Here is a 19569-nt window from a genome sequence, read left to right as displayed (position 1 = left end):
CCGCCTCTCGCCCTAGAATAAGCTCCATGCAGGATAAACCCATGTCAGTCGCGCCCCCCGTTCTGGTCATTGCCGGCCTGACGGGATCCGGGAAAACTTTGGCCATCCAGCAGTTGGAACAACTGGGGTACACCAGCCTAGAAGGGATCCCGCCCGCCCAGGTGATCCCCTTGGTTGAGGCGATGCGGACCCATCACGCTGCTTTGGCCATCAGCTTGAATCTCCACGCCCAGGAGTACCGGGATCAAGTTCCCACCCTGGCTGCTTGGGTGCAATCGCAAGGGATCCCTTTCCTATTCTTGGAGGCCCGCTCCCCAGTGTTGCTCAACCGTCTCAGCGCCCACCGCCGTCCCCATCCCTACGGGGAAGCTGCCGGTTTGTTGGAGGCCATTGAGCAAGAGCGGCTGGCTCTGGCCCCGGTGCGGGAACGCTGCACCCACTGGTTGGATACCTCCGACCTCAATGCCCAGCAACTGCGGCAGCAATTGCAAGCTTTGGTGCAAGGGATCCCCCAGCCCCTCAACCTAAGGCTGGTCAGCTTCGGTTTCAAATACGGCGTTCCCCCCGATGCCAACTTGCTGTTCGATGTGCGTTTTTTGCCCAACCCCTTCTTTCAGCCCCATCTGCGTCGCCTCACTGGGCAGGATCCCCTGCTGCAGGAGTTCTTGTTTGCGGATCCCATTACACAGTCCACCTATCAGCACATCTTGTCCTTGGTCAAAGCATTTTGGCCCCACTATCGCGCAGAACGTCGCCCCCACCTGACTTTGGCCATCGGCTGTACCGGCGGCCAGCACCGCTCGGTGGCTCTGGTGGAGCGCCTGGCCCAGGATCTGCAGCCTTGGACTGTCCCTGCCGGCAACCACGTTCTTCCCGACCTGAATGTTCAGGTTCAGCATCGCCATCTGCTCGACTCTCAGCGGGAGCTGGAAGCCCGCTTTGGCCCGGCGCCCGGCGAAGCCGGCGTTGCCCAGCAACAGGTTAGGATCCCTTTGGCCGGCGTTCCTGCACCTTCCCATGCCTAAGCCTGTGCCCAGCAACAAGTCCGCCGCTTGGGGCATTCGCCGCCGCAAGGCTGCTTGGCCGGGAAGTGGCTGGAAATGGCTCTTTCCCGGTTTAGCCGTTAAACGCTGGCTGAGCCTGGCGGTTGGGGGCGTGCTGCTGATGGTGCTGGGCATTGCCATCTGGACGGAGTTGACCCCCATCTTTCGCCTGAAGCGGCTGATCGACATCACCCTGCGCCTGATCACCACTTGGATCCCGAACAACATCAGTGGCCCCCTGGTGACTGGGATCGGGCTGGTGATGGTGGTGCTGGGGTTTCGCAGCGCCATGCGCTCCATCGAGGATGTGCTGATCCCCGAGGGAGATGAAGCGCTGGTGGATAAGCTGTTGTCGCGGCGGCGTCTCAGCCGTGGTCCCCGCATTGTGGTGCTGGGGGGCGGTACCGGCCTCTCCAATCTGCTGCGGGGTCTGAAGCGCTACAGCTCCAACATCACGGCCATTGTCACGGTGGCCGATGACGGGGGATCCTCAGGGCGTCTGCGGCGGGAGATCGGCGTTTTGCCCCCCGGCGATATCCGCAACTGCCTCACTGCTCTGGCCAACGAGGAAAAGCTGCTCACCGAGCTGTTTCAATATCGCTTCCAGTCGGGGGAAGGGCTAAGCGGCCACAGCTTCGGCAACCTGTTCATCACTGCCCTCACCGCGGTAACCGGCGGCGACTTGATTCGGGCCATCACTGCCACCTCACAAGTCTTGGCCATTCAGGGGCGGGTGCTGCCGGCCACCCTGGCGGATGTCACCCTTTGGGCGGAGCTGAGCGATGGCCGCCGCGTGGTGGGAGAGTCCAACATTGCCAAAGCCGGAGGACGCATTTGCCGAATCGGCTGTGACCCCCCCAACCCTCCCGCCCTACCGGAAGTCATCGAGGCTATTGAGGCGGCAGAGTTTGTGGTGCTGGGGCCGGGTAGCCTCTACACCAGCATCATTCCCAACCTGTTGGTGCCGGAAATTGTCGAGGCCATCGCCAGAAATATGGCCCCCCACATCTACGTCTGCAACATCATGACCGAGCCGGGGGAAACCGACGGCTATACCGTTGGGGATCACGTCATGGCTTTGGATCGGGTGGCAGGAGTGCGCCTATTTGACGGCGTGCTGGTGCAGCGGGAGCCACCCTCCCCGCGCGCTTTGGAGCATTACCGCCGCAGCGGTTCTGAGTTTGTGGTGCTGGATCCCGACAAACTGGCTTACCTGGGCTGCCGTGCCGTTTTGGCTAACGTCATGCAAGAGGATCCAGAGACCGGCTTGGTGCGCCACAACCCCGAACGCTTGGCTGCAATGCTGATGCGCTGGTTCGACAGACATCGCCCCCTCTAGCTTTGCCCAGGATGTCCTCTGCTGTTATTGCAGGCGGGAATAGGGACGGGGATAGGGCTTGCGCATCTGTCGAGCCAGGTACACCTGAAAGGTTTGCGCCACCGCCCCTGCCCGCACCAGGGGAACCTCGGCCACAGGCTCGATTTGGGCAAAGTAGTCGCCATAGGTGGCCGGGATCCCTGCCCTCGGCTGGAACAGCTTGGAAGTGATGAGCAGCCCATCCTGCCCCAGCCAATCCTGCGGCTGCGACCAAAAGGCAAAGCCCCGCAAATCCGCATCCAGGCAGGTCAGAGGCTTGTCCGTCAGCGGAGCCAGGGCCATGGCGATCTGACCGCCCAAAAAATAGGCATTGGTAAAAACGAACTCTGCCTCCTCAAGGGCTTGGGCCAGGTGGGGATCTGTCCGAAACCGCTGCCGCAACTGCTCAATTTCAATGAGCTGAGTAGAGGGATCCCTCTCCACCGGCCACAGCCCCATCCCTCCCGGCTCTTGCAGCAGGCCGTAGCGCACATGGGCCAGCCCCACCCCCACCACCAAACTCACCATCACTGCCGTCCCCACCAAGGTTCGCTTCGCTCCCGGCCACCGTTCCCAGAAGGATCCCAGCAGCAACGTCAGCACCCAAAACCCCGGCATGGGCCAGGTGGGCAGAATGGGCCGGTAGCTTCCCATCAAGGTAAAGGCCAACACCAGCGGCAACCCACAGGCCAGGATCAAAAGGTGCTTTAACTCTTCATCCGTCAGCCGTATCCCGCGGAGAATTTGCAGCGCCACCCGACCCATCCCTGCCAAACTCGCCCACCACAAAGGGATCCCCAAGCTGGGAAACAGGTAAAAGACTTCAGAAAGGATTGTCAGCCCCAGCGCTGGCAGTTGATACCCTGTCTCCGGCACTGCCCGCCCCGCCTGAAAGCGAAAGGAGACCCAATCCTGCTGAGCGTTCCAGAGCAGCACCGGGCTAAAGGCCAGCACAAAACCCAGCACCGCCAGCACCGTCCAGCCCGACCTCAAGGCACAGCGATGAACTGGGCTGAGCAGACAAAAGAGTACCAGGCCGAACCCCAAAGCCAAGCCGTGGTACTTCCCCAAGCAGGCCAGCCCCACCAAGAGACCTGTGAGTGCTAGCCTAGGCCCTGGCCGATAGCGAGCCGCCCCATAGACAGCCAATTTCCCCTGCCCCAAAGGAGCCGGAAAAAACTCCTGAGCGGCCACCCACAAGGTTGCTGCCGTAAAAAAGATCAGCGGGCTATCCGGCAAGGTCAGCACCCCAAACCCAATCCAAAGGATCGGCGCGATGCTGATAGCCGCCAAGCTGATCAGTCCTGCCCGATCAGAGAAAAGGCGCGCTCCGGTGTAGTAAAGGAGTAGGGAAGAGCCAGAATAGAGCAGCAGGGATCCCAGTCGAATAGAAAAAGCCGACACCTGGCCGGTCAAGGCAGGCCCCAAGCCCGTTGTCCAGGCCACCAGCGGCGGATGGTCAAAATAGCTCCAATCCAGATGGCGGGTGTAGAGGTAGTAGTAGGCTTCGTCAAAGCCCGGCGGCAAAAGGGCAGCCACCAGCCAGCGCAGCAGCAAGCTCAGCCCTAGAATGAGCAAAACGGCCCTGGGCACCAAGGGGATCCCTTTTGGCAAATCGACAGATCTAACTTACCTTTAACACCCTCCGAGTCTACGTCCCTTTAGCAATCTGATTTTTTTGTCTCCAGCAAAATGACCGGACGCCCCAAAAGTTGACCTAGCTTCTCGGCCTCTGCCCGCGCCTCCCGTTCACTGCTACTGAAGATGGATAGCAAAGGCTTCTGTGATTGCAATGTCACCTCTACCGAAAAGCTAGTATCGCCATCAGAATCTGTCCTGGCCTGAACCGTGACCTGCTGCACATCTCGGAAGGAATAAGTTTTCTGCCCTCGCGATCCAAAAGGAGTGAGGTACTCCTCCTGGATTTGGTACAGGGAGCTGTCCAAAGTCACGCGGCGGCGCCACAAAGCCGATATCAGCATAGAAACCCCTATCAAAAGAAATGGCAATGAGATGAGGGAAAACAAGATCACAATCACTAAATCTCCTAAGTCGAACTTATCGCTATCTACCAAGAGCTGACTCTCTGTGCCGTTCACAAAAGACTGAATGCGCCTTGCCAGTCCCTGAGCCTCACTCTCACTGGAAGCCGACCAGGCTTCCCTTTCTCCTGCAGGAGTTTTCAGCGTGACATAGTAGTAGGTTGTTCTGTCTCCATCTTCATCTGTCTCGATTTCGGTTTTGGTTTCAGCCCCTCTCACGTCCTTGTAGAGCTCAGTCGTACTTGGCAAAGGCAGAAGCGGCTTGAAAAACACTTCGCAGTTAACCGCAGACTGGGCAACTCGAAAGCAGGTGAAGTGGCGATCGCCTAGGGAAAACCACAATAAAGCCAAGAACGAGAGGTACATGAAGGTAAGAAAAGGGCCCAAACACGAAACTTTCTCTTGGTATACGCGCTTGCTGGGGCTTTCCTTCACGCATTTCATAGACTTAACTCCAAGAAAGCCGGATTTGCTCAGATTATAACTTGCTAGTCTGTTGGTCGTCTGTTTCCGAGAATACGAAGCGTTTAAAAAATTATGAAAAGCAGTAAGTCCTCCGGTTTTCGCTGTGCTGTATTCAACTTCCCCTCTCTCCAACCAGGAGCGGAAATTGAGTGGCTGACTGCACGAGGCGCCGGGAAGAGGTTTTAAATTAAATCAAGCAAGTTAAAGGTTTGAGCTGTTGAATGTACGCAAGTGAGTTAGGTTTTTAATGTCTTCCCAGTTTCTTTTGAATGTGATTTAAAACTGTGGATCCAAGTGCGAAAAGTCTGAGGATTTGCCCGCACCTAATTCATGTTCTGAGGTATTATGTTATCTCCAATACCTCTAAAATGTCCTGGCTGCTTTTCGGGATCCCAAGGTCTTTCCCAGAAGCTGTGGGGTGGCATAACAGTGGGATGAGCGCCAAACTAGCGGTGGTGCTCATGTGAGGATTGCAATGGAAGGCAGACCTAGGGCTAGGGTAGGGCGGCCTGTGCCGAAATCTCTGGAGACAAGGCAAAATGGCCGGCAACTTGCTCAACGGCGCCGACGCAGAGGTTCTTGGATCCCTTCACCGCGAAGCTCTAGGCAGTGGGGAACAGCGCTGGGATGGCTCTTGGGGGATCGGATCCCGACGGCCCGCCAGCTTGACTTTCGCGCCGGCATGACCGGACTAGCTTTGATCATCGCCCTATTTGTAACAGGAGCACGTCTGGTTTATTTGCAACATCAACAGGCACCCCTATTGCAGCAGCGAGCCGAAGCCCAGCAGCGAGCCCAGCTAAGACCTTTCATTCCTCGTCGCTCAATTGTGGATCGTCATTCTATTGCCAAGCAGCAGGCAGAATTGCTGGCCGTAGATCGCCCCGTCTATACTCTCTGGGCCCATCCCCGCCTCTTTGGCAAACGCACTCCAGAGGAAATTGCCACCGCTCTTGCTCCCCTGTTGCGGCGTCCGGTGGAGCAACTGGCGCAGCGGCTATCGGCCAATCAGGCAGTGCGGGTGGAGCGCTGGGTATCCCAGGAGGTGGCAGATCAAATTCAGGCTCTGCATCTGGATGGCCTGGAGCTGGTGAGCGAGCGGCAACGCGTTTACCCCCAAAAAGAGATGGCCGCTGAGGTGGTAGGCTATGTAGATCTGGATCATCAGGGCCAAGCAGGAGTCGAATATTCCCGGCAAGAGCTGCTGGAGCGTACCGTTCAACCTGTTACTATTCCTCGCGATGGCTACGGACGACTGTTGGCTGCCGAGGTGCCGGAAGGGCTGCTGCAATCTGGCGAGACGGTGCTGCAACTTACCCTAGATATGCGCCTGCAAAGAGCTGCCCGCGCTGCCCTGAAAGCCCAACTGCAACGGTTTCGAGCGCTGCGGGGTACGGTGATCATCTTGCAGCCCCACACGGGGGAGATTTTGGCTCTGGTGAGCGAGCCCACCTATGACCCCAACCGCTACTTTGAGTATGACCCCGGTCTTTTTCGCAACTGGGCCGTAACGGATTTGTATGAGCCGGGATCCACCTTCAAGCCCATCAACATTGCCATTGGGTTGGATGCTGGAGCCTTCAGGGCAGATGAGCGGGTCTATGACGAGGGTCGGATTCTCATCGGTCAGTGGCCCATTCAAAATTACGACTACCACCAGCGAGGGGCCCATGGCTGGATGAGCGTCACGGATATCCTGCGGCAATCCAGCAATGTGGGCATGGTACATCTAATGCGCAAGCTGGATCCCCGCCAGTACTACAACGCCCTGCTGCGGCTGGGATTAAACGAGCGCAGTGGCGTGGATTTGCCCTTTGAGCCGGCCAGCCGTTTGAAACCGCTGCGACAGTTTGTTACGGTGCCGGTGGAGCGGGCCACTGTCGCTTTCGGCCAGGGGCTGGCCCTCACTCCTCTACAGTTGGCTGCCATGCACTGCATCATTGCCAATGGCGGACTGAAAGTACAGCCCCATGTGGTGCGAGGCTTGGTGGAGAAGGATACGGATACTCTGGTTTGGGGATCCCCGCAGCCGCAGCCGGTGCGGGTACTATCCGAGCAAGCCACGCTGGCAGTGCGTATCCAAATGCGGGATGTGGTGGACTTTGGCACGGGGCAATCGGCCAAGATCGAGGGGTATGAGATCGCTGGCAAAACCGGCACTGCCCAGAAAGCCGGGCCACGGGGGGGCTATTTGCCCGGCAAGCGCATCACCAGTTTTGTGGGCTATTTCCCGGCCATTCGCCCCAATTACGTGATCTTGGCGGTGATCGACGAGCCCCAGGGGGAAGATGCCTTCGGCTCGACGACGGCTGCTCCCGTTGTTCGCTCGGTGATCCAGGAGATCATCGCCCTAGAGGGGATCCGCCCTAACTCTACTTAGCGCAGCCATAGGAACAAGGGGCGAAGGTGGATGCCAAAGGGGGCCCAGACAGTGAGGAAATGAGCGAAATGCCCATACCTCCGGATTGGCTCTTCCTGGAAAAAGCCATACTCAAGACTGGCCACCCACAGAGTCCGACTTAACCTCTGCACTCCTCCAGCTCAGCTTGGAGTTGAGGTAGAAGTTCCAGAATACAACAATACCGATGGCAATTAAGTTGGCCAATAGATAATGAATGCCCAAGCGCTCGCTCAGCAAGGTCACCAGTGAAGTGTTGAGAACCAAGCCAATTAAGCAGATAACGTTAAACTTCGCCAACCGCTGCAGGCGATTCAAGAGCCCCGGCTGCAAGCGGGTCACATGGCGAAAAGTCCACAGGTCGTTCCAGAGGAAGTTATTGAGAATGGCCACCTCCGAAGCAACCAGCTTACTGGTTATGAGATCCCATCCTAAGTTGGTGGGATCGTGCAAAACATAGAGCAAAGCCATGTCCACCAAGGTGCCGGATAGGCCAACCGTGCTGAAGCGCAAAAAGGATCCCACCTGCCCCAGCGAAAAGCGCAAGTAGATAAGGTGGTGGAGATACTGGAGACAGGTTTGCAATTGAATTTTGCTCTCGCCGTTCTGGCGCTCCTGAAAGATGTAGCCGACTTCAGCAATGGTTTTCACCCGGCCCCGAGCCAGCACCTCGATCAGCAGCTTGTAACCCTTGGGGTTGAGCGGGATCCCGGCAATGGCTTGGCGTCTGACCAGAAACAGTCCGCTCAACGGATCGGAAACACGGCTGAAAACTCCCGGCAGCAGAACCAGCCCAATCCATTGGGCCCCGCGGGAGACAATGCGCCGGCCCAGGCTCCAGTGGCTCACCCCTCCCGATGGTGCATAGCGGCTGCCCACCACCAAATCTGCCCCTTTCTGGATGAGCGGCCACAATTTGAGGACAATCTCCGGCGGATGCTGCAAATCCCCATCCATAACCCCCAACACCTCTCCGCGGGCAGCCTGCCATCCTCGCACCACTGCTGTAGCCAGGCCCCGTTCCCGCTGCCGGCAGATAACGCTGAGTTGGGGAAACTCCTCCTGCAGCTCCTGGGCCAACTTGGCGGTGTGATCCGGGCTGTTGTCATCCACCACAATCAGCTCATAGGCCCCCGGTAGAATCGTGTCGAGGTGGGCGCACAATTGTCTGACTAAGCTGCCAATGCTAGAGGCTTCGTTGTAGGTGGGAATGACCAGCGAAAGTTGCACAGGGCTGGGGCAAGACAAAGGCGGGATCTGAAGAGGGACTACAGGGGGATGGGTGGATGAAGCAGGAGCTACATAAGGCATAAAGACTCAGTCCCGCTGACGCGAACAGCAGGCCATCCAAAAACAATGAAACAAAGACTCTCAGCCCAGGGCTGCAGATCCCAGGACTGCCTTTGTTCACATTGGATCCACAGAACGATCCCCTATCGTACTGATCGATGAGCCGCAGGGCTAGACCTTTCTCCACCTACTTAGCTTCTGAGGACTCCGTCTCACTGACGCGAACGGGAGAGGTCACCTGGCTAAGGGGATCCCGTGGAGTGGCTCATCGACACCGGGATCTGGGCCTGAGCAGAGGCAGTCTCAGGCAGCGAGGGGGCAGGGGTGAAACTGGGATAAGGAATGCGCTCGTGGTTGGATTCCCGCCAGACCTCCACAAAAGCGTCCGCCACCACCTCCAAATCCTCCAGCGTCAGCCCACTATCAACCAACTGGCCATCTTGCCAACGGGCCTGGGCAATTTTGCGGACAACAGCTTTTGCCCGCTCGACCACATCGGGGCCGAAGCCATCGCTCAGAGTCATGCTGCGCAGGGCGGCTTCACAGGCATCGGCCATCATCACCACCCCCGTCTCCTTGCTCTGGGGGATCGGGCCATCGTAGCGGAACGGTTCTTCGGGCACCGGCTGATCCCCGGCTTTCATCTGGGCTTGATGGTAAAAGTAGGCAATCAGAATTGTGCCCTGGTGCTCAGGGATAAACGCCTGGACGGCGGTAGGCAGGTTGTATTGCTTGGCCAGGCGCAGGCCATCGCTGACGTGGGCCTTGATGATCTGAGCGCTGCGATAGGGATCGTCCAGTTGGGCGTGGGGGTTGAGGCTGCCCATCTGGTTCTCGATGAAGTAGCGGGCCTGCAACATCTTGCCGATGTCATGGTAGAGGGTGCCGGTGCGCACCAGCTCCACGTTGAGGTTCAGCTTTTGGGCAGCCCGTTCTGCCAAAGTGGCCACAAACAGAGTGTGCTGAAAGGTGCCGGGGGCCTCTGCAGCCAGCCGCCGCAGCAGCGTGCGATTGGGATTGCTCAACTCGATCAGACGAATGGGGGTGGCTAAGTCAAATAGGCGCTCCAGGTAGGGGCTGGCTCCCAGGGCAACAATGCTCCATCCCAAGCTGGTTCCCCCTGCCAAAGCCATGGCCAACAGGTCGATGCCACCGGTGGTGGCCAAGCTAACCGCCCCGTAGGCCAGCATCTGCACCGCTGCCGCTCCTCCTCCCAACAAGGCCAGCTCTTCTCGGGAGCGGGAACGCCCGGCCAAGGCAGAGGCCACCACACTGCCGGACAACAAGGGCACGACGGTGAGCAGGTTGGCAGAGGAGACCAAGGGCAAAAACAACGCCTGGCCCACCACCACCACCAGGCCCAGCCCTGCCCCGTAAAAACTGCCCAGCAACAGCCCCACCGCCGGCAAGGAGCTGAACTCCAGCTTGAACAAGGCCGCCAACAGGGGAGCGGTCAGGGAAACCATGAGGATCAACACTCGATCCCGGCGGCGCAACCCTGGCCGCAAGCGTTGTTGCAGAGGCACAAAGACAGCCAGGCCCAGGCCCATCACGCCGGCCACCCCCACCAAGCCCCAGACGTTGATCCCGCGCTGGGTGAGCCCAAAGTGGTCCAAGATGAGAAAAATTTCGGGAGTGATGAGCTGATCTGCTCGCACGATCACCTGGTTCTCGGCAACCGAGATCAGAACCGGCTCGACTTTTTCCAGCTCGGCGCGAATGCGCTGCTCGGTGCGCTGGGGATCCACCTCCACGTTGGGAATGAGCACCTGCTGCAGCCACTGATAGACCAGGGCCTGCAGCTCCTGTCGTTGGGCGGCGCTGCCCGGAAAAATCAAATCGTCCAGTTGGGCTTGGATCCCTTCGGCGCGAACTTCGCGGGGCAGGCCATCCACGATCCCTATCTTCTGCAGACGCTCCAAGACCCGCCGACTCAAGGTTTGCAAATGCTGCCAATCCGCATCTGCCAAATTGAGAACGGTGGCCGGGACAGGGGGGGTGAGCTGCTCCAGAGCCGGCAAAGCTGCCCGATAGCGCTGCTGCGCCGCTTCCACCTGGGCAATTAGCTGAGTATAGGGATCCGTCCCCGCCATCTGGGTGGCCGATCCATCCAACCAAGCCCGCTGCCAAACCTCGACAAGCTCTTGCTTGGCCCGCTGCTCCGGAGGAAGCTGCTCCGGTCGCCCCGAAGAAGGCTCTTCCAAAGGAGATGGGGTGGCTCCGCGGATGGCCTCTTGTCGGACGCGAGCCTGGAAGGGTTCCCACTCCTCCGGGGAAAGCTGGCGCAGGTAGATCTGCGTTGGCAGAGACAGCAACTGGACAGAAACATAGGGCAGAGGCCCTGCCTCTTGGCGGATGGCCTCCACCTCAGCCAGGAGACCCTCCAGGTTTTGCCGCATGCTGTCGTTGGCGGTGCTGTTGATTTTGAGGGCCTGAACCACCCGCCGTCGCGCCTCAGCTTGTCGGGCCTGGGTAGCCTCCACATCTTCAATCTCCGCCGCAGCAGGGGCAAGAAACGTCTGCGGAGAACGGCTGCCGACGGTCAGTTGTGGTTCGTTGTAGTAGCGGATCCCGTGGACGGCAGTGAGGGAGAGAAGCGCGAGGGCATAGCCGGCAATCCGCTCCGAAAGGGGGGGCCTGCTCTTTCGAGGGGAAGCTGCCTGGCGTCGCCGAGTCCAGTGTTCCGCGTTCGCGTCGGTGGCGCGAAGGGCTTTGGGCGTGAGCGGGTTTTTCATGGATTGGCCTGGCAGCGTCTTTCTCTTTTCTATCCCCTTTTGGCCGGGTAGCCCAGGAAGAGGATCTCAATCGCCGATGGTAATCTGCCCCACCATACCTGCTTCTGCATGGCCGGGGATGGTGCAAACCAGAGAATAGACCCCAGATTTCAGGGGAATAAATTGCCACTCCACCGAAGCGCCTGGCTTCAGTTCCAATTCTCGGATCTGGCCCTTGATTTCCACACCGGCCACTTCCAACTTACGGGTCCAAACGGCATCGGCAAAATCTTTGGCGCTGAAATAATGTTTCAATTGGCTGGGGTTGCTCAGGCGGAGACGGTAGAGGCTGCCGTTGTGAAAAGACAGTTCCTTGGGCGCAAACACCAACTGATTGTCGGCAGTGCCCAACTCAACCACCTTCTCCTGCGGCGTTTGTCTGGAGAGATCCCGCGCCCATACCGGATGCGGGATCCCAATCATGAGGGCCGATAGCCAGATTCCCAGCACCAGGAAATGACAGAACCTGTTTAACATTGCAACAACGAGGAGAGAGGAAAGAGCAAAGAGAAAAGAGCAACGAGGAGAGAGAAAAGAGCAAAGAGAAGAGATTCCTCCTTCTCACTTCTCACTCCTCCCTTCTCACTCCTCTGCGAGTAGCCTGGAAACTCAAGATAGCATCTCTAGGCGGAGAGGTTTTGATTCCCTTCTGCCCTGTCTAGCCATCCACATCCTCGTAGAGCCGCACGGCTGGGGCTTCCTCTCCGTCTTTCCTTATTTCAAGGGCTACCGCAGCGACGTAGCCACCGGCAACCTGAAGCGGTAAGGTCACCCAGCGGGAGTCCTCGCCCAAAGCTGCAGAGCCGGCCAGACCCCTGCCTGTTCCCTTCAGGAGTGCCTCTTTTTGTGTCCACATTTGAAAGAAAAGGGCATCTCGCTCTGGAGCTGGACAGTTGGCCAAACGGCCCTGCTCGGCAGCCGAAAAGTAGCGCTGGGCGATGCGCTGCCAGCGGGGCACAGGTCGAACCCATTCCAGATCCACTCCAATGCGGTATTGCCATCTCAGGCCGATCAGGACGCGCTCGTGGGAGTGGCTGAGGTTGAACTGCAGCGGTAGGGGTGGATCCCGCCAGTAGGGTTTGCCGGTAGAACTGTGGTCGAGGGGGATCCCCTGGGGCGGAATGCCGCTGTAGCGGCTGAGCAAGCTCCGCAACCCAAGACGACCGGCCAGAAAGCGGCACCGATCCGCCGGCAGTTGTAAACGCTCTGCCCGCCGACGTTCCTCAGGAGAAAGAAAGTCGAGCTGGGGGAGCAACTTCTCCAACGGGGGGACTGTCTGCAGCCAAAGATGCACCTCTGACTTTCCCGACAACGGCTGCAGGGATCCCCCTGTGGCGACTGCTACCTCGCTGAAGTTGGATCCAGACAACTCTGAAAACTGAGGATAGGGTAACATGGCCTTGAATTGGTGGAGTTGGCAACACCACCCAGACAGTACACCCTTTCCTGTACGCGCTCGCGAGGCCTGGTCTGACCTGATGCCCTCCTTCCACTATCCCCCCCGTCCTGACCGTGTCCGCGCAGCTCGTCAGCAGGCCATTCGTCAGGGGATCCTCTGGCTGTTGTTGGGGTTCACGGCTGTGTTGGCGGGTTCTGCCGGTGCCCTCCTGGCCGTGATGTTGCCCCGTCAGGTGATCCCAACTTCCCTCACTCCTGCAGAACAAGAAGCCTTCCGTCCTGATGCCTTACGGGCTGCGGCTCTGGATCGCTCGTTGCATATCCTCATTCTCGGCACGGACAACCCGGATCCCACCCTGCCCTTGCCCACAGAGCGAGATCGCTTCCACACCCGCAGCGACACCATTCTCTTGGCCCGCTTTGATCCCCAGGCGCGGCGGATTACCGTTTTGTCCATCCCCCGCGACACTCGTGTGCGCTTGCCTGGCTTTGGTGTGGCCAAGATCAATGCTGCCAACTTGGCAGGGGGCCCGGCGCTGACGGCTCAGGTGGTCAGCCACTTGATGGGTGGGATCCCGATTGACCGCTACATTCGCCTCAATACCGATGCTCTGGAAGAGCTGATCGATGCGGTGGGCGGCGTGGAAATCTACGTGCCGGAACCGATGCAATACGTGGATCACACCCAGCAGTTGTTCATCCACCTGGAGCCCGGCTGGCAACGCCTCAACGGGGAACAAGCCCACCACTTTGCCCGCTTTCGCCGCGATCACCTGGGATTGGGGGATATCGGTCGGGTGCAACGGCAACAGGAATTGCTGCGGGCCCTGAGCCGGGAACTGCTCTCCCCTGCTGTCTGGCCGCGGATCCCGAAGATTTTGCAGGTTATCCGCACCAACCTCGATACCAACCTCACCTGGGAAGAGGTTCTGAGCTTGGCCAAGTTTGTCCTCACCTCTGGGGGCGATCGCATCGACCTGGTGCTGCTGCCGGGCCGCTTCAGTCAGCCGGGAGAATTCTCCACCAGCTACTGGCTGCCGGATCCCGCCGCGATTCGGCGGGTGGCCGTTTCCCACTTTGGCCTGGAGGCAGAGGTAGCCCGCATTCCTCCACACCGCCTGCGCATAGCCGTGCAAAACGCAACCGGAGAGCCGGGGATGGCCCGCCGTATGGTGCAAGAATTGGTGAGACAAGGATACGCCCATGCTTTTGCCGTGGAAGACAGCACTCAGGTGCTGCAGCAAACGGAGATCCTCGCCCAGAGCGGGGATCGGGAGGGGGCTAAACAGATCCGCGCCGCCATTGGCCTGGGAGAAGTGCGGGTAGAATCTACTGGCGTTCTCAACTCCGATGTCACCATTCGAGTCGGCCAAGATTGGGCTCAACAGTTGGCTTTGGATGAAGCACTCCGCGCCGCTGACGCCAACGGCCAAACCCAAGCTCCGCCCGGAGCAGCTCAGCTCTAGAGAGCCGGTTCGGTTGCGAGTGCGGATTTCCGAAAAAGAGCCTGCTTGTCGGGGACTTTTCGGTCTCTGTAGATTAGCACTGAGCTTGTTTGAGTGCTGAGCCACCTATGACCGTGCTGGAACAGGGATCCATCACCATCCACACCGAGAACATCTTTCCCATCATCAAGCAGTCTCTCTACTCGGATCGAGAGATCTTCTTGCGGGAGCTGATCTCCAATGCTGCTGATGCCATCACCAAGCTGAAGATGGCCAGCCTTGCCGGCGAAGTGGCAGATCTCCCAGAGCCGGAGATTACGATTGCCCTCAACAAGGAGGCCAAGACCTTAGCGGTGGCCGATAACGGCATTGGCATGACTGCCGAGGAAGTGAAAAAATACATCAACCAGGTGGCTTTTTCCAGCGCTGAAGAGTTCATTCAAAAGTACAAGGGCAAAGACGCAGAGCAAGCAATCATTGGCCACTTTGGTCTAGGATTCTACTCCTCTTTTATGGTGTCGCAGCGGGTGGAGATCGACACCCTCTCCTATCGGCCCGGCAGCACGCCGGTGAAGTGGGCTTGTGACGGCACCACTACTTTTACCCTCTCCGATTCTGAGCGCTCCAGCATCGGCACCACCGTTACCCTTTACATCACCCCCGAAAACGAAGAATACCTGGAGCCAAGCCGCATTCGGGAATTGGTTCGTAAATACTGCGATTTCATCCCCGTTCCCATCAAGTTAAACGGGGAAGTGATCAACAAGCAAAAGCCCCTGTGGAGAACCTCACCTTCCGAACTCAAAGATGAGGATTACCTAGAGTTTTATCGCTACCTCTATCCCTTTCAAGAGGATCCCCATTTCTGGGTGCACATCAACACCGACTATCCCTTCATCGTGCAAGGGATCCTCTATTTCCCCAAGTTGCGCCCGGATATTGATCCCACCAAGGGTCAAGTCAAGCTGTTCTGCAATCAAGTCTTTGTCCAAGATAACTGTGAGGAAGTTATCCCCAAGTTCCTCCTACCTCTGCGGGGGGCCATCGACAGTCCGGATATTCCCCTCAACGTCTCTCGCAGCTTCTTGCAAAATGACCGCACCGTAAGACGCATTGGGGATCACGTTGCCAAAAAGGTGGCGGATCGTCTCAATGAACTGTACAGGGAAGATTACGAAAAATACGTCAAGGTCTGGCCCGACATCAGCCTCTTTATGAAGTTTGGGGCGATGAACAACGACAAGTTCTTTGCCCAGATTAAGGATATTCTCATTTTCCGAGTGGCCGGATCCCCTGCTGACAAACCCGAATATGTGACCCTGAAAGCGTACCTGGAGCGCACCCGCGACAAGCAAAACAAGCGAGTTTACTACGCCACCGATGAGGCTGCCCAGAGTGCCTACATCGATCTCCACCGCTCTCAAGGACTGGAAGTGATCATGCTGGATAGCTGGATCGACAGCCACTTCAGCAGCTTTTTGGAGCGGGAATACAAAGAAGAAGGGATCCAATTTAAGCGGGTGGACTCTGAGCTGGACGAAACGCTGGTAGATAAAGACAAAGCCGCCGAAATTGTGGATCCGGTCACGCAAAAAACCCGCAGCCAAAAGTTGGTCGATCTCTTTCGGCAGGCCCTGGGCAAAGACAAGTTGCAGATCAAAGCAGAAGCTCTTAAATCAGAGTCGGTTCCGGCCATGATCTTGCTGCCGGAGACGCTGCGGCGCCTACAGGAGCTCAACGCCGTCATCCAGCAGAAGCCGCTGGAGTTTCTGGAAGAGCACACGCTGGTTCTGAACACGGCCCATCCCCTTATCCAAAACCTGCAGTCTCTTGCCGATCAGGGTCGGGATCCCGACTTGGTTCACCTCATCTGCAATCACATCTACGATTTGGCTTTGATTACCCAGAAAAGCTTTGATCCAGCAGCCGCGCGGGCCTTTGTGCAGCGTTCCAACGAAGTGCTGACTCGCCTCACCCGCCCTCAATAGGCAGCGCTGTCCAGGGTAGACTGCAGGGCTTCCGCTCCACCGGGCAGAGACGGACGGGATCCGGCCCCGTTGCCGCTGTGGCTGTAGCTGCCTTGGAGCACGGGGGCAACTTGGCGCATCAGCGTCGCCATCTCCAGGGCACTCATGGCGTATTCCCAACCTTTGTTGCTCTTGACCCCGGCCCGCTCCAGAGCCTGCTGCAGGGTATCGGCGGTGAGGATCCCGAAAATAACCGGCACTCCGGTACGAAATCCTGCCGCCGCAATGCCTTTGGAGACCTCCGCCGCCACATAGTCGAAGTGGGGAGTTTGCCCGCGAATCACTGCCCCCAGACAGATGATGGCATCATAACGGCGAGATTGGGCCAGTTGGTGAGCCAGCAAAGGCACCTCAAAACTGCCCGGCACCCAGTAGTAGTCCACTTGCTTGCTCTCCGGGCCGACATCCACACCATGCCGCTTCAGCGCGTCCTGGCACCCTTCTAACAATTTGCCGGTGATCAGGTCGTTAAACCGACCGATGACGATGGCTAGACGCAGATCCTCCGTCTGAACAAAATTGCCCTCGTAAACTGCCATCTACGCTGCTCCAGATCTACCCAAGAGAAGAACAAGCGGGCCGACACGGCAAAACCACGCTTTCCCATCCTAATTCACTGAGGCCAAGACCTAGCTTGGGTGCATGACACAGCCGCTTTCTGAAATTGCCCGCGCCCAAGGGATCGGCTACTTTCTGCTCTCTTTTACCGACCTGTTTGGGATCCAACGGGCCAAGCTGGTGCCTGCCTCAGCTATCGACTTCATGGCAGAGGGTCAGGCTGGATTTGCCGGGTTTGCCGCCTGGTTGGACTTGACTCCAGCGGATCCCGATGTGTTTGCCCAGCCGGAGCGCGAGCGCTTGTTTCAACTGCCCTGGCAGCCGGAAGTGGCCTGGATGCCTGCCGATCTAGTCCAGGTCAACGGGGATCCCTTGCCACAAACCCCCCGCTGGGTGTTGAAGCAGGTGTTATCCCAAGCAGAAGCTATGGGCTTTCAAGTCAAGACGGGGATCGAATGCGAGTTCATGCTTCTGTCGCCCGAAGAGTGGGCCATTTCCGATGAGCGCGACCAGCAGGCCAAGCCCTGCTATGACCAGCAAAGTTTGATGCGGCGTTTCTCGGTGATCCGAGACATCTGCGATGGCATGCAGAAGCTGGGCTGGGATCCCTATCAAAACGATCACGAGGATGCCAACGGCCAATTTGAAATGAACTGGCGGTTTGACGATGCCCTAGTTACGGCTGATCGCCACGCCTTTTTCAAATACATGGTGAAAAGCATTGCCGAAAAGCATGGCTATCGAGCCACCTTCATGCCCAAACCCTTTGCCCATCTGACGGGCAACGGCTGCCACACCCACATTTCTCTTTGGCAGGGGGAGCAAAACCTATTCGCCGATCCCCAAGGGGAATTGGGGCTTTCTCAACTGGCCTATCACTTCATCGGCGGGGTGCTACACCATGCACCTGCTTTGTGTGCCCTCACCAACCCGACGGTCAATTCTTATCGCCGCCTCAATGCCCCCGTCACGCTCTCTGGGGCCACCTGGTCTCCCAATACGATCAGCTACAGCGGCAATAATCGCACCCACGCCATTCGGATCCCGGATGCCGGGCGGTTTGAATTGCGTTTGGCCGATGCTGCCGCCAATCCCTATCTTTTGGCTGCTGGTCTCATTGCCGCCGGTCTGGACGGGATCCAACACCAACGGGATCCTGGCCCCCGCTGTGACAACAACGCCTACACCGATCCCCTCCCCAATGCCCCAACGTTGCCCGGCTCTCTGGTCGAAGCCCTCAACCATTTAGACCAAAACACCCTGTTCCGCAGCAGGCTTGGGGATCCCTTTGTGAATGCCTACCTCAAGCTCAAACGCCAACAGTGGCAGGAATACAACCGTCAGATCACGCCCTGGGAGCGGGAAACAACCTTGGATTGCTAGCCCGGTAGTTGTTGTTATCTCATTACACCTTGAGAGAGGGCTTCCAACTGGCCTGGAGTGACCCTAAACCTGGGCCAACTGGTGCTGAGCTGCCTGCCGCATCACCTCCACCGGTACAGGCTTGCCTCCCAGCCAAAGCGACAGGGCCTTGGCCCCCTGGTGAACCAGCATCTCTAGTCCACTGATGGGGGTATGTCCCAACTCGGCGGCCATCCGCAGCAGAGGAGTGGGATCCGGCACATAGATCAGGTCGTAGACGATGGCACCCGGAGACAGCAGGCCCAGTTGCTCCCGGCTCAGGGGAGAGAGCTCCTGACCGCCAGGGGATCCCGGCTTGTGCATGCCCACGGGGGTGGTGTTGACCAAAAGCCGCGTCTGAGACAGGTAGCAATTCAACTCTGCCCAGTTCACCGTCTCCACCTGCGGCCAAGTCTGTCGCAAGGCCAGCAATGGGTTGGGGGATCGCCCCGCCACCCGCACCGGCCCCAGCCCCAACTCCAAACAGCCTTGGATGGCCGCCCGCGCTGCCCCCCCGGATCCCAGAATGAGAGTAGGGATCCCTTTTTCCAGACCCAGCAAAGGCTGCACAAAGCCATCGATATCGGTATTGGTGCCCGCCCACCCGCCCTCTGGCAAGGGGTAAACCGTATTCACCGCCCCCACCGCTGCTGCCCGCGATTCAATCTGATCGAGCAAAGGGAGAATGGCCTGTTTGTGAGGGATCGTGACGTTAAATCCCCGCACCCCAATGGCCGCCAGCCCTGCCACCGCCGTCGCCAAGTGTTCTGGAGCCACCGGAAACGGCACATAGCAGTAGTTTTCCCCCATAGCCGCCAAAGCAGCGTTGTGCATGGCCGGGGATAAGCTGTGGGCCACCGGATCCCCAACCAGACCAAGCAATTGGGTGCTTCCCGAAATCCGACCGTCCACCGGCTCAGCCAACTCCTCAAGGGATCCCTGAAGTCACTTTAAAGACTACTGAGACTCCGACTCAACCCGCTGCAGAGTCTGCCGGTAGCGATGGCGCCAGCCGGCCAACGATTCTTCCGAAATGTGGTCGATCAAGGTGCTCATCTCCGCCAGGATCTGGTAAACGCGGTCAAAGCTTTTTCGGGTTCGCTCTTCCTGCTCCGGTTGACGCGCCTGCACCATGTACAAGCTCATCTTGATGGTTTGCAGGCGGTTTTTGCCCAAATCTTCTATCATTTCCCGAATTTGCCCGATTGCCTCCCGCCTCACCTGTCTCTGCCGCCGTCGCAACAGCCAAAAGAGGATCCCGTGGACGACCCCTACCAAAGTGGCGCTGACCGCCGTTGCCGTTTCTAGCGAAAAAGCGCTGCGGCTGGCCACAAAACCACTTAGCAGAATCACCCCTATTCCTACCGCCGT

Annotated in this window: 16 protein-coding genes; 7 read left to right on the top strand and 9 right to left on the bottom strand. The window is 58.3% G+C overall.

Features of this window, described 5'->3' with window-relative positions:
- Window positions 1-41: 41 nt before the first annotated feature.
- Both rapZ and NW805_RS00145 read left to right on the top strand, forming a co-directional pair.
- Window positions 42-1025: an RNase adapter RapZ gene (gene rapZ / locus NW805_RS00150; protein WP_414421269.1), complete on the top strand. Its 984-nt coding sequence runs from the start codon at window positions 42-44 to the stop codon at window positions 1023-1025.
- Window positions 1018-2382, top strand: coding sequence for a gluconeogenesis factor YvcK family protein (locus NW805_RS00145; protein ID WP_414421268.1), 1365 nt, complete (start codon window positions 1018-1020; stop codon window positions 2380-2382). Before rapZ ends, NW805_RS00145 begins: the two co-directional genes overlap by 8 nt.
- Window positions 2383-2406: 24 nt before the next feature.
- Here the strand turns inward: NW805_RS00145 and NW805_RS00140 are convergent, their stop codons facing one another.
- Both NW805_RS00140 and NW805_RS00135 read right to left on the bottom strand, forming a co-directional pair.
- Entirely contained in the window at window positions 2407-3993 is a 1587-nt protein-coding gene (locus NW805_RS00140) for an ArnT family glycosyltransferase (protein ID WP_414421267.1), read from the bottom strand.
- 68 nt (window positions 3994-4061) lie between these two features.
- Window positions 4062-4886: a hypothetical protein gene (locus NW805_RS00135; RefSeq protein WP_414421266.1), complete on the bottom strand. Its 825-nt coding sequence runs from the start codon at window positions 4884-4886 to the stop codon at window positions 4062-4064.
- Between the two features lie 560 nt (window positions 4887-5446).
- Here NW805_RS00135 and NW805_RS00130 point away from each other — a divergent pair.
- Entirely contained in the window at window positions 5447-5593 is a 147-nt protein-coding gene (locus NW805_RS00130; RefSeq protein WP_414356597.1) for a hypothetical protein, read from the top strand.
- Window positions 5542-7287 carry a peptidoglycan D,D-transpeptidase FtsI family protein gene (locus NW805_RS00125; RefSeq protein ID WP_414421265.1) on the top strand — a complete coding sequence of 582 codons (1746 nt, stop codon included), beginning with the start codon at window positions 5542-5544 and terminating at the stop codon, window positions 7285-7287. Before NW805_RS00130 ends, NW805_RS00125 begins: the two co-directional genes overlap by 52 nt.
- A gap of 111 nt (window positions 7288-7398) precedes the next feature.
- Here NW805_RS00125 and NW805_RS00120 read toward each other — a convergent pair whose 3' ends face one another.
- From NW805_RS00120 to NW805_RS00105, 4 genes are all read right to left on the bottom strand, one after another.
- The gene (locus NW805_RS00120; RefSeq protein ID WP_414421264.1) at window positions 7399-8616 is read right to left on the bottom strand and encodes a glycosyltransferase; all 1218 of its coding nucleotides are present in this window, start codon (window positions 8614-8616) and stop codon (window positions 7399-7401) included.
- A 221-nt stretch (window positions 8617-8837) separates the two neighbouring features.
- Window positions 8838-11330, bottom strand: a complete 2493-nt coding sequence (locus NW805_RS00115; RefSeq protein ID WP_414421263.1) for an HD family phosphohydrolase — start codon at window positions 11328-11330, stop codon at window positions 8838-8840.
- A 66-nt stretch (window positions 11331-11396) separates the two neighbouring features.
- Window positions 11397-11819, bottom strand: a complete 423-nt coding sequence (locus tag NW805_RS00110; RefSeq protein WP_414421262.1) for a plastocyanin/azurin family copper-binding protein — start codon at window positions 11817-11819, stop codon at window positions 11397-11399.
- A gap of 208 nt (window positions 11820-12027) precedes the next feature.
- Window positions 12028-12765 carry a 4'-phosphopantetheinyl transferase family protein gene (locus NW805_RS00105; protein WP_414421261.1) on the bottom strand — a complete coding sequence of 246 codons (738 nt, stop codon included), beginning with the start codon at window positions 12763-12765 and terminating at the stop codon, window positions 12028-12030.
- On the opposite strand from NW805_RS00105, the gene NW805_RS00100 reads away from it, so the two are divergent.
- The gene (locus NW805_RS00100; protein ID WP_414421260.1) at window positions 12764-14233 is read left to right on the top strand and encodes an LCP family protein; all 1470 of its coding nucleotides are present in this window, start codon (window positions 12764-12766) and stop codon (window positions 14231-14233) included. The two genes, NW805_RS00105 and NW805_RS00100, sit on opposite strands and share 2 nt — an antisense overlap.
- Window positions 14234-14340: 107 nt before the next feature.
- Window positions 14341-16200 (top strand): molecular chaperone HtpG, encoded by a 1860-nt coding sequence (htpG, locus tag NW805_RS00095; protein ID WP_414348507.1) that lies wholly within the window; start codon window positions 14341-14343, stop codon window positions 16198-16200.
- On the opposite strand, the gene ribH is transcribed toward htpG, so the two are convergent.
- Window positions 16194-16778 carry a 6,7-dimethyl-8-ribityllumazine synthase gene (gene ribH / locus NW805_RS00090; RefSeq protein ID WP_414421259.1) on the bottom strand — a complete coding sequence of 195 codons (585 nt, stop codon included), beginning with the start codon at window positions 16776-16778 and terminating at the stop codon, window positions 16194-16196. The genes htpG and ribH overlap by 7 nt on opposite strands.
- A gap of 103 nt (window positions 16779-16881) precedes the next feature.
- Between ribH and glnT the strand changes: the two genes are divergently transcribed.
- Complete coding sequence (glnT, locus tag NW805_RS00085) at window positions 16882-18180, top strand: type III glutamate--ammonia ligase (protein ID WP_414421258.1); 1299 nt, start codon at window positions 16882-16884, stop codon at window positions 18178-18180.
- Between the two features lie 63 nt (window positions 18181-18243).
- Here glnT and NW805_RS00080 read toward each other — a convergent pair whose 3' ends face one another.
- Together NW805_RS00080 and NW805_RS00075 are read right to left on the bottom strand one after the other, a co-directional pair.
- The gene (locus NW805_RS00080; RefSeq protein WP_414421478.1) at window positions 18244-19110 is read right to left on the bottom strand and encodes a shikimate dehydrogenase; all 867 of its coding nucleotides are present in this window, start codon (window positions 19108-19110) and stop codon (window positions 18244-18246) included.
- A 45-nt stretch (window positions 19111-19155) separates the two neighbouring features.
- Window positions 19156-19551 carry a hypothetical protein gene (locus NW805_RS00075; RefSeq protein WP_414421257.1) on the bottom strand — a complete coding sequence of 132 codons (396 nt, stop codon included), beginning with the start codon at window positions 19549-19551 and terminating at the stop codon, window positions 19156-19158.
- Between the last annotated feature and the right edge of the window lie 18 nt (window positions 19552-19569).

The sequence above is a fragment of the Synechococcus sp. W60.1 genome (assembly GCF_047461575.1).
GTDB lineage: Bacteria > Cyanobacteriota > Cyanobacteriia > Thermostichales > Thermostichaceae > Thermostichus.
Note: the sequence above shows the minus strand (reverse complement) of the source record. Positions and strands in the feature narration are given on the sequence as shown.

What these genes read in the sequence shown, in the direction of transcription:
- NW805_RS00135 (WP_414421266.1), bottom strand. Translation starts at nt 4,886, where the DNA reads ATGAAATGCGTGAAGGAAAGCCCCAGCAAGCGCGTATACCAAGAGAAA.
- htpG (WP_414348507.1), top strand. Translation starts at nt 14,341, where the DNA reads ATGACCGTGCTGGAACAGGGATCCATCACCATCCACACCGAGAACATC.
- NW805_RS00105 (WP_414421261.1), bottom strand. Translation starts at nt 12,765, where the DNA reads ATGTTACCCTATCCTCAGTTTTCAGAGTTGTCTGGATCCAACTTCAGC.
- NW805_RS00115 (WP_414421263.1), bottom strand. Translation starts at nt 11,330, where the DNA reads ATGAAAAACCCGCTCACGCCCAAAGCCCTTCGCGCCACCGACGCGAAC.
- rapZ (WP_414421269.1), top strand. Translation starts at nt 42, where the DNA reads ATGTCAGTCGCGCCCCCCGTTCTGGTCATTGCCGGCCTGACGGGATCC.
- ribH (WP_414421259.1), bottom strand. Translation starts at nt 16,778, where the DNA reads ATGGCAGTTTACGAGGGCAATTTTGTTCAGACGGAGGATCTGCGTCTA.
- NW805_RS00130 (WP_414356597.1), top strand. Translation starts at nt 5,447, where the DNA reads ATGGCCGGCAACTTGCTCAACGGCGCCGACGCAGAGGTTCTTGGATCC.
- NW805_RS00145 (WP_414421268.1), top strand. Translation starts at nt 1,018, where the DNA reads ATGCCTAAGCCTGTGCCCAGCAACAAGTCCGCCGCTTGGGGCATTCGC.
- NW805_RS00120 (WP_414421264.1), bottom strand. Translation starts at nt 8,616, where the DNA reads ATGCCTTATGTAGCTCCTGCTTCATCCACCCATCCCCCTGTAGTCCCT.
- NW805_RS00100 (WP_414421260.1), top strand. Translation starts at nt 12,764, where the DNA reads ATGGCCTTGAATTGGTGGAGTTGGCAACACCACCCAGACAGTACACCC.
- glnT (WP_414421258.1), top strand. Translation starts at nt 16,882, where the DNA reads ATGACACAGCCGCTTTCTGAAATTGCCCGCGCCCAAGGGATCGGCTAC.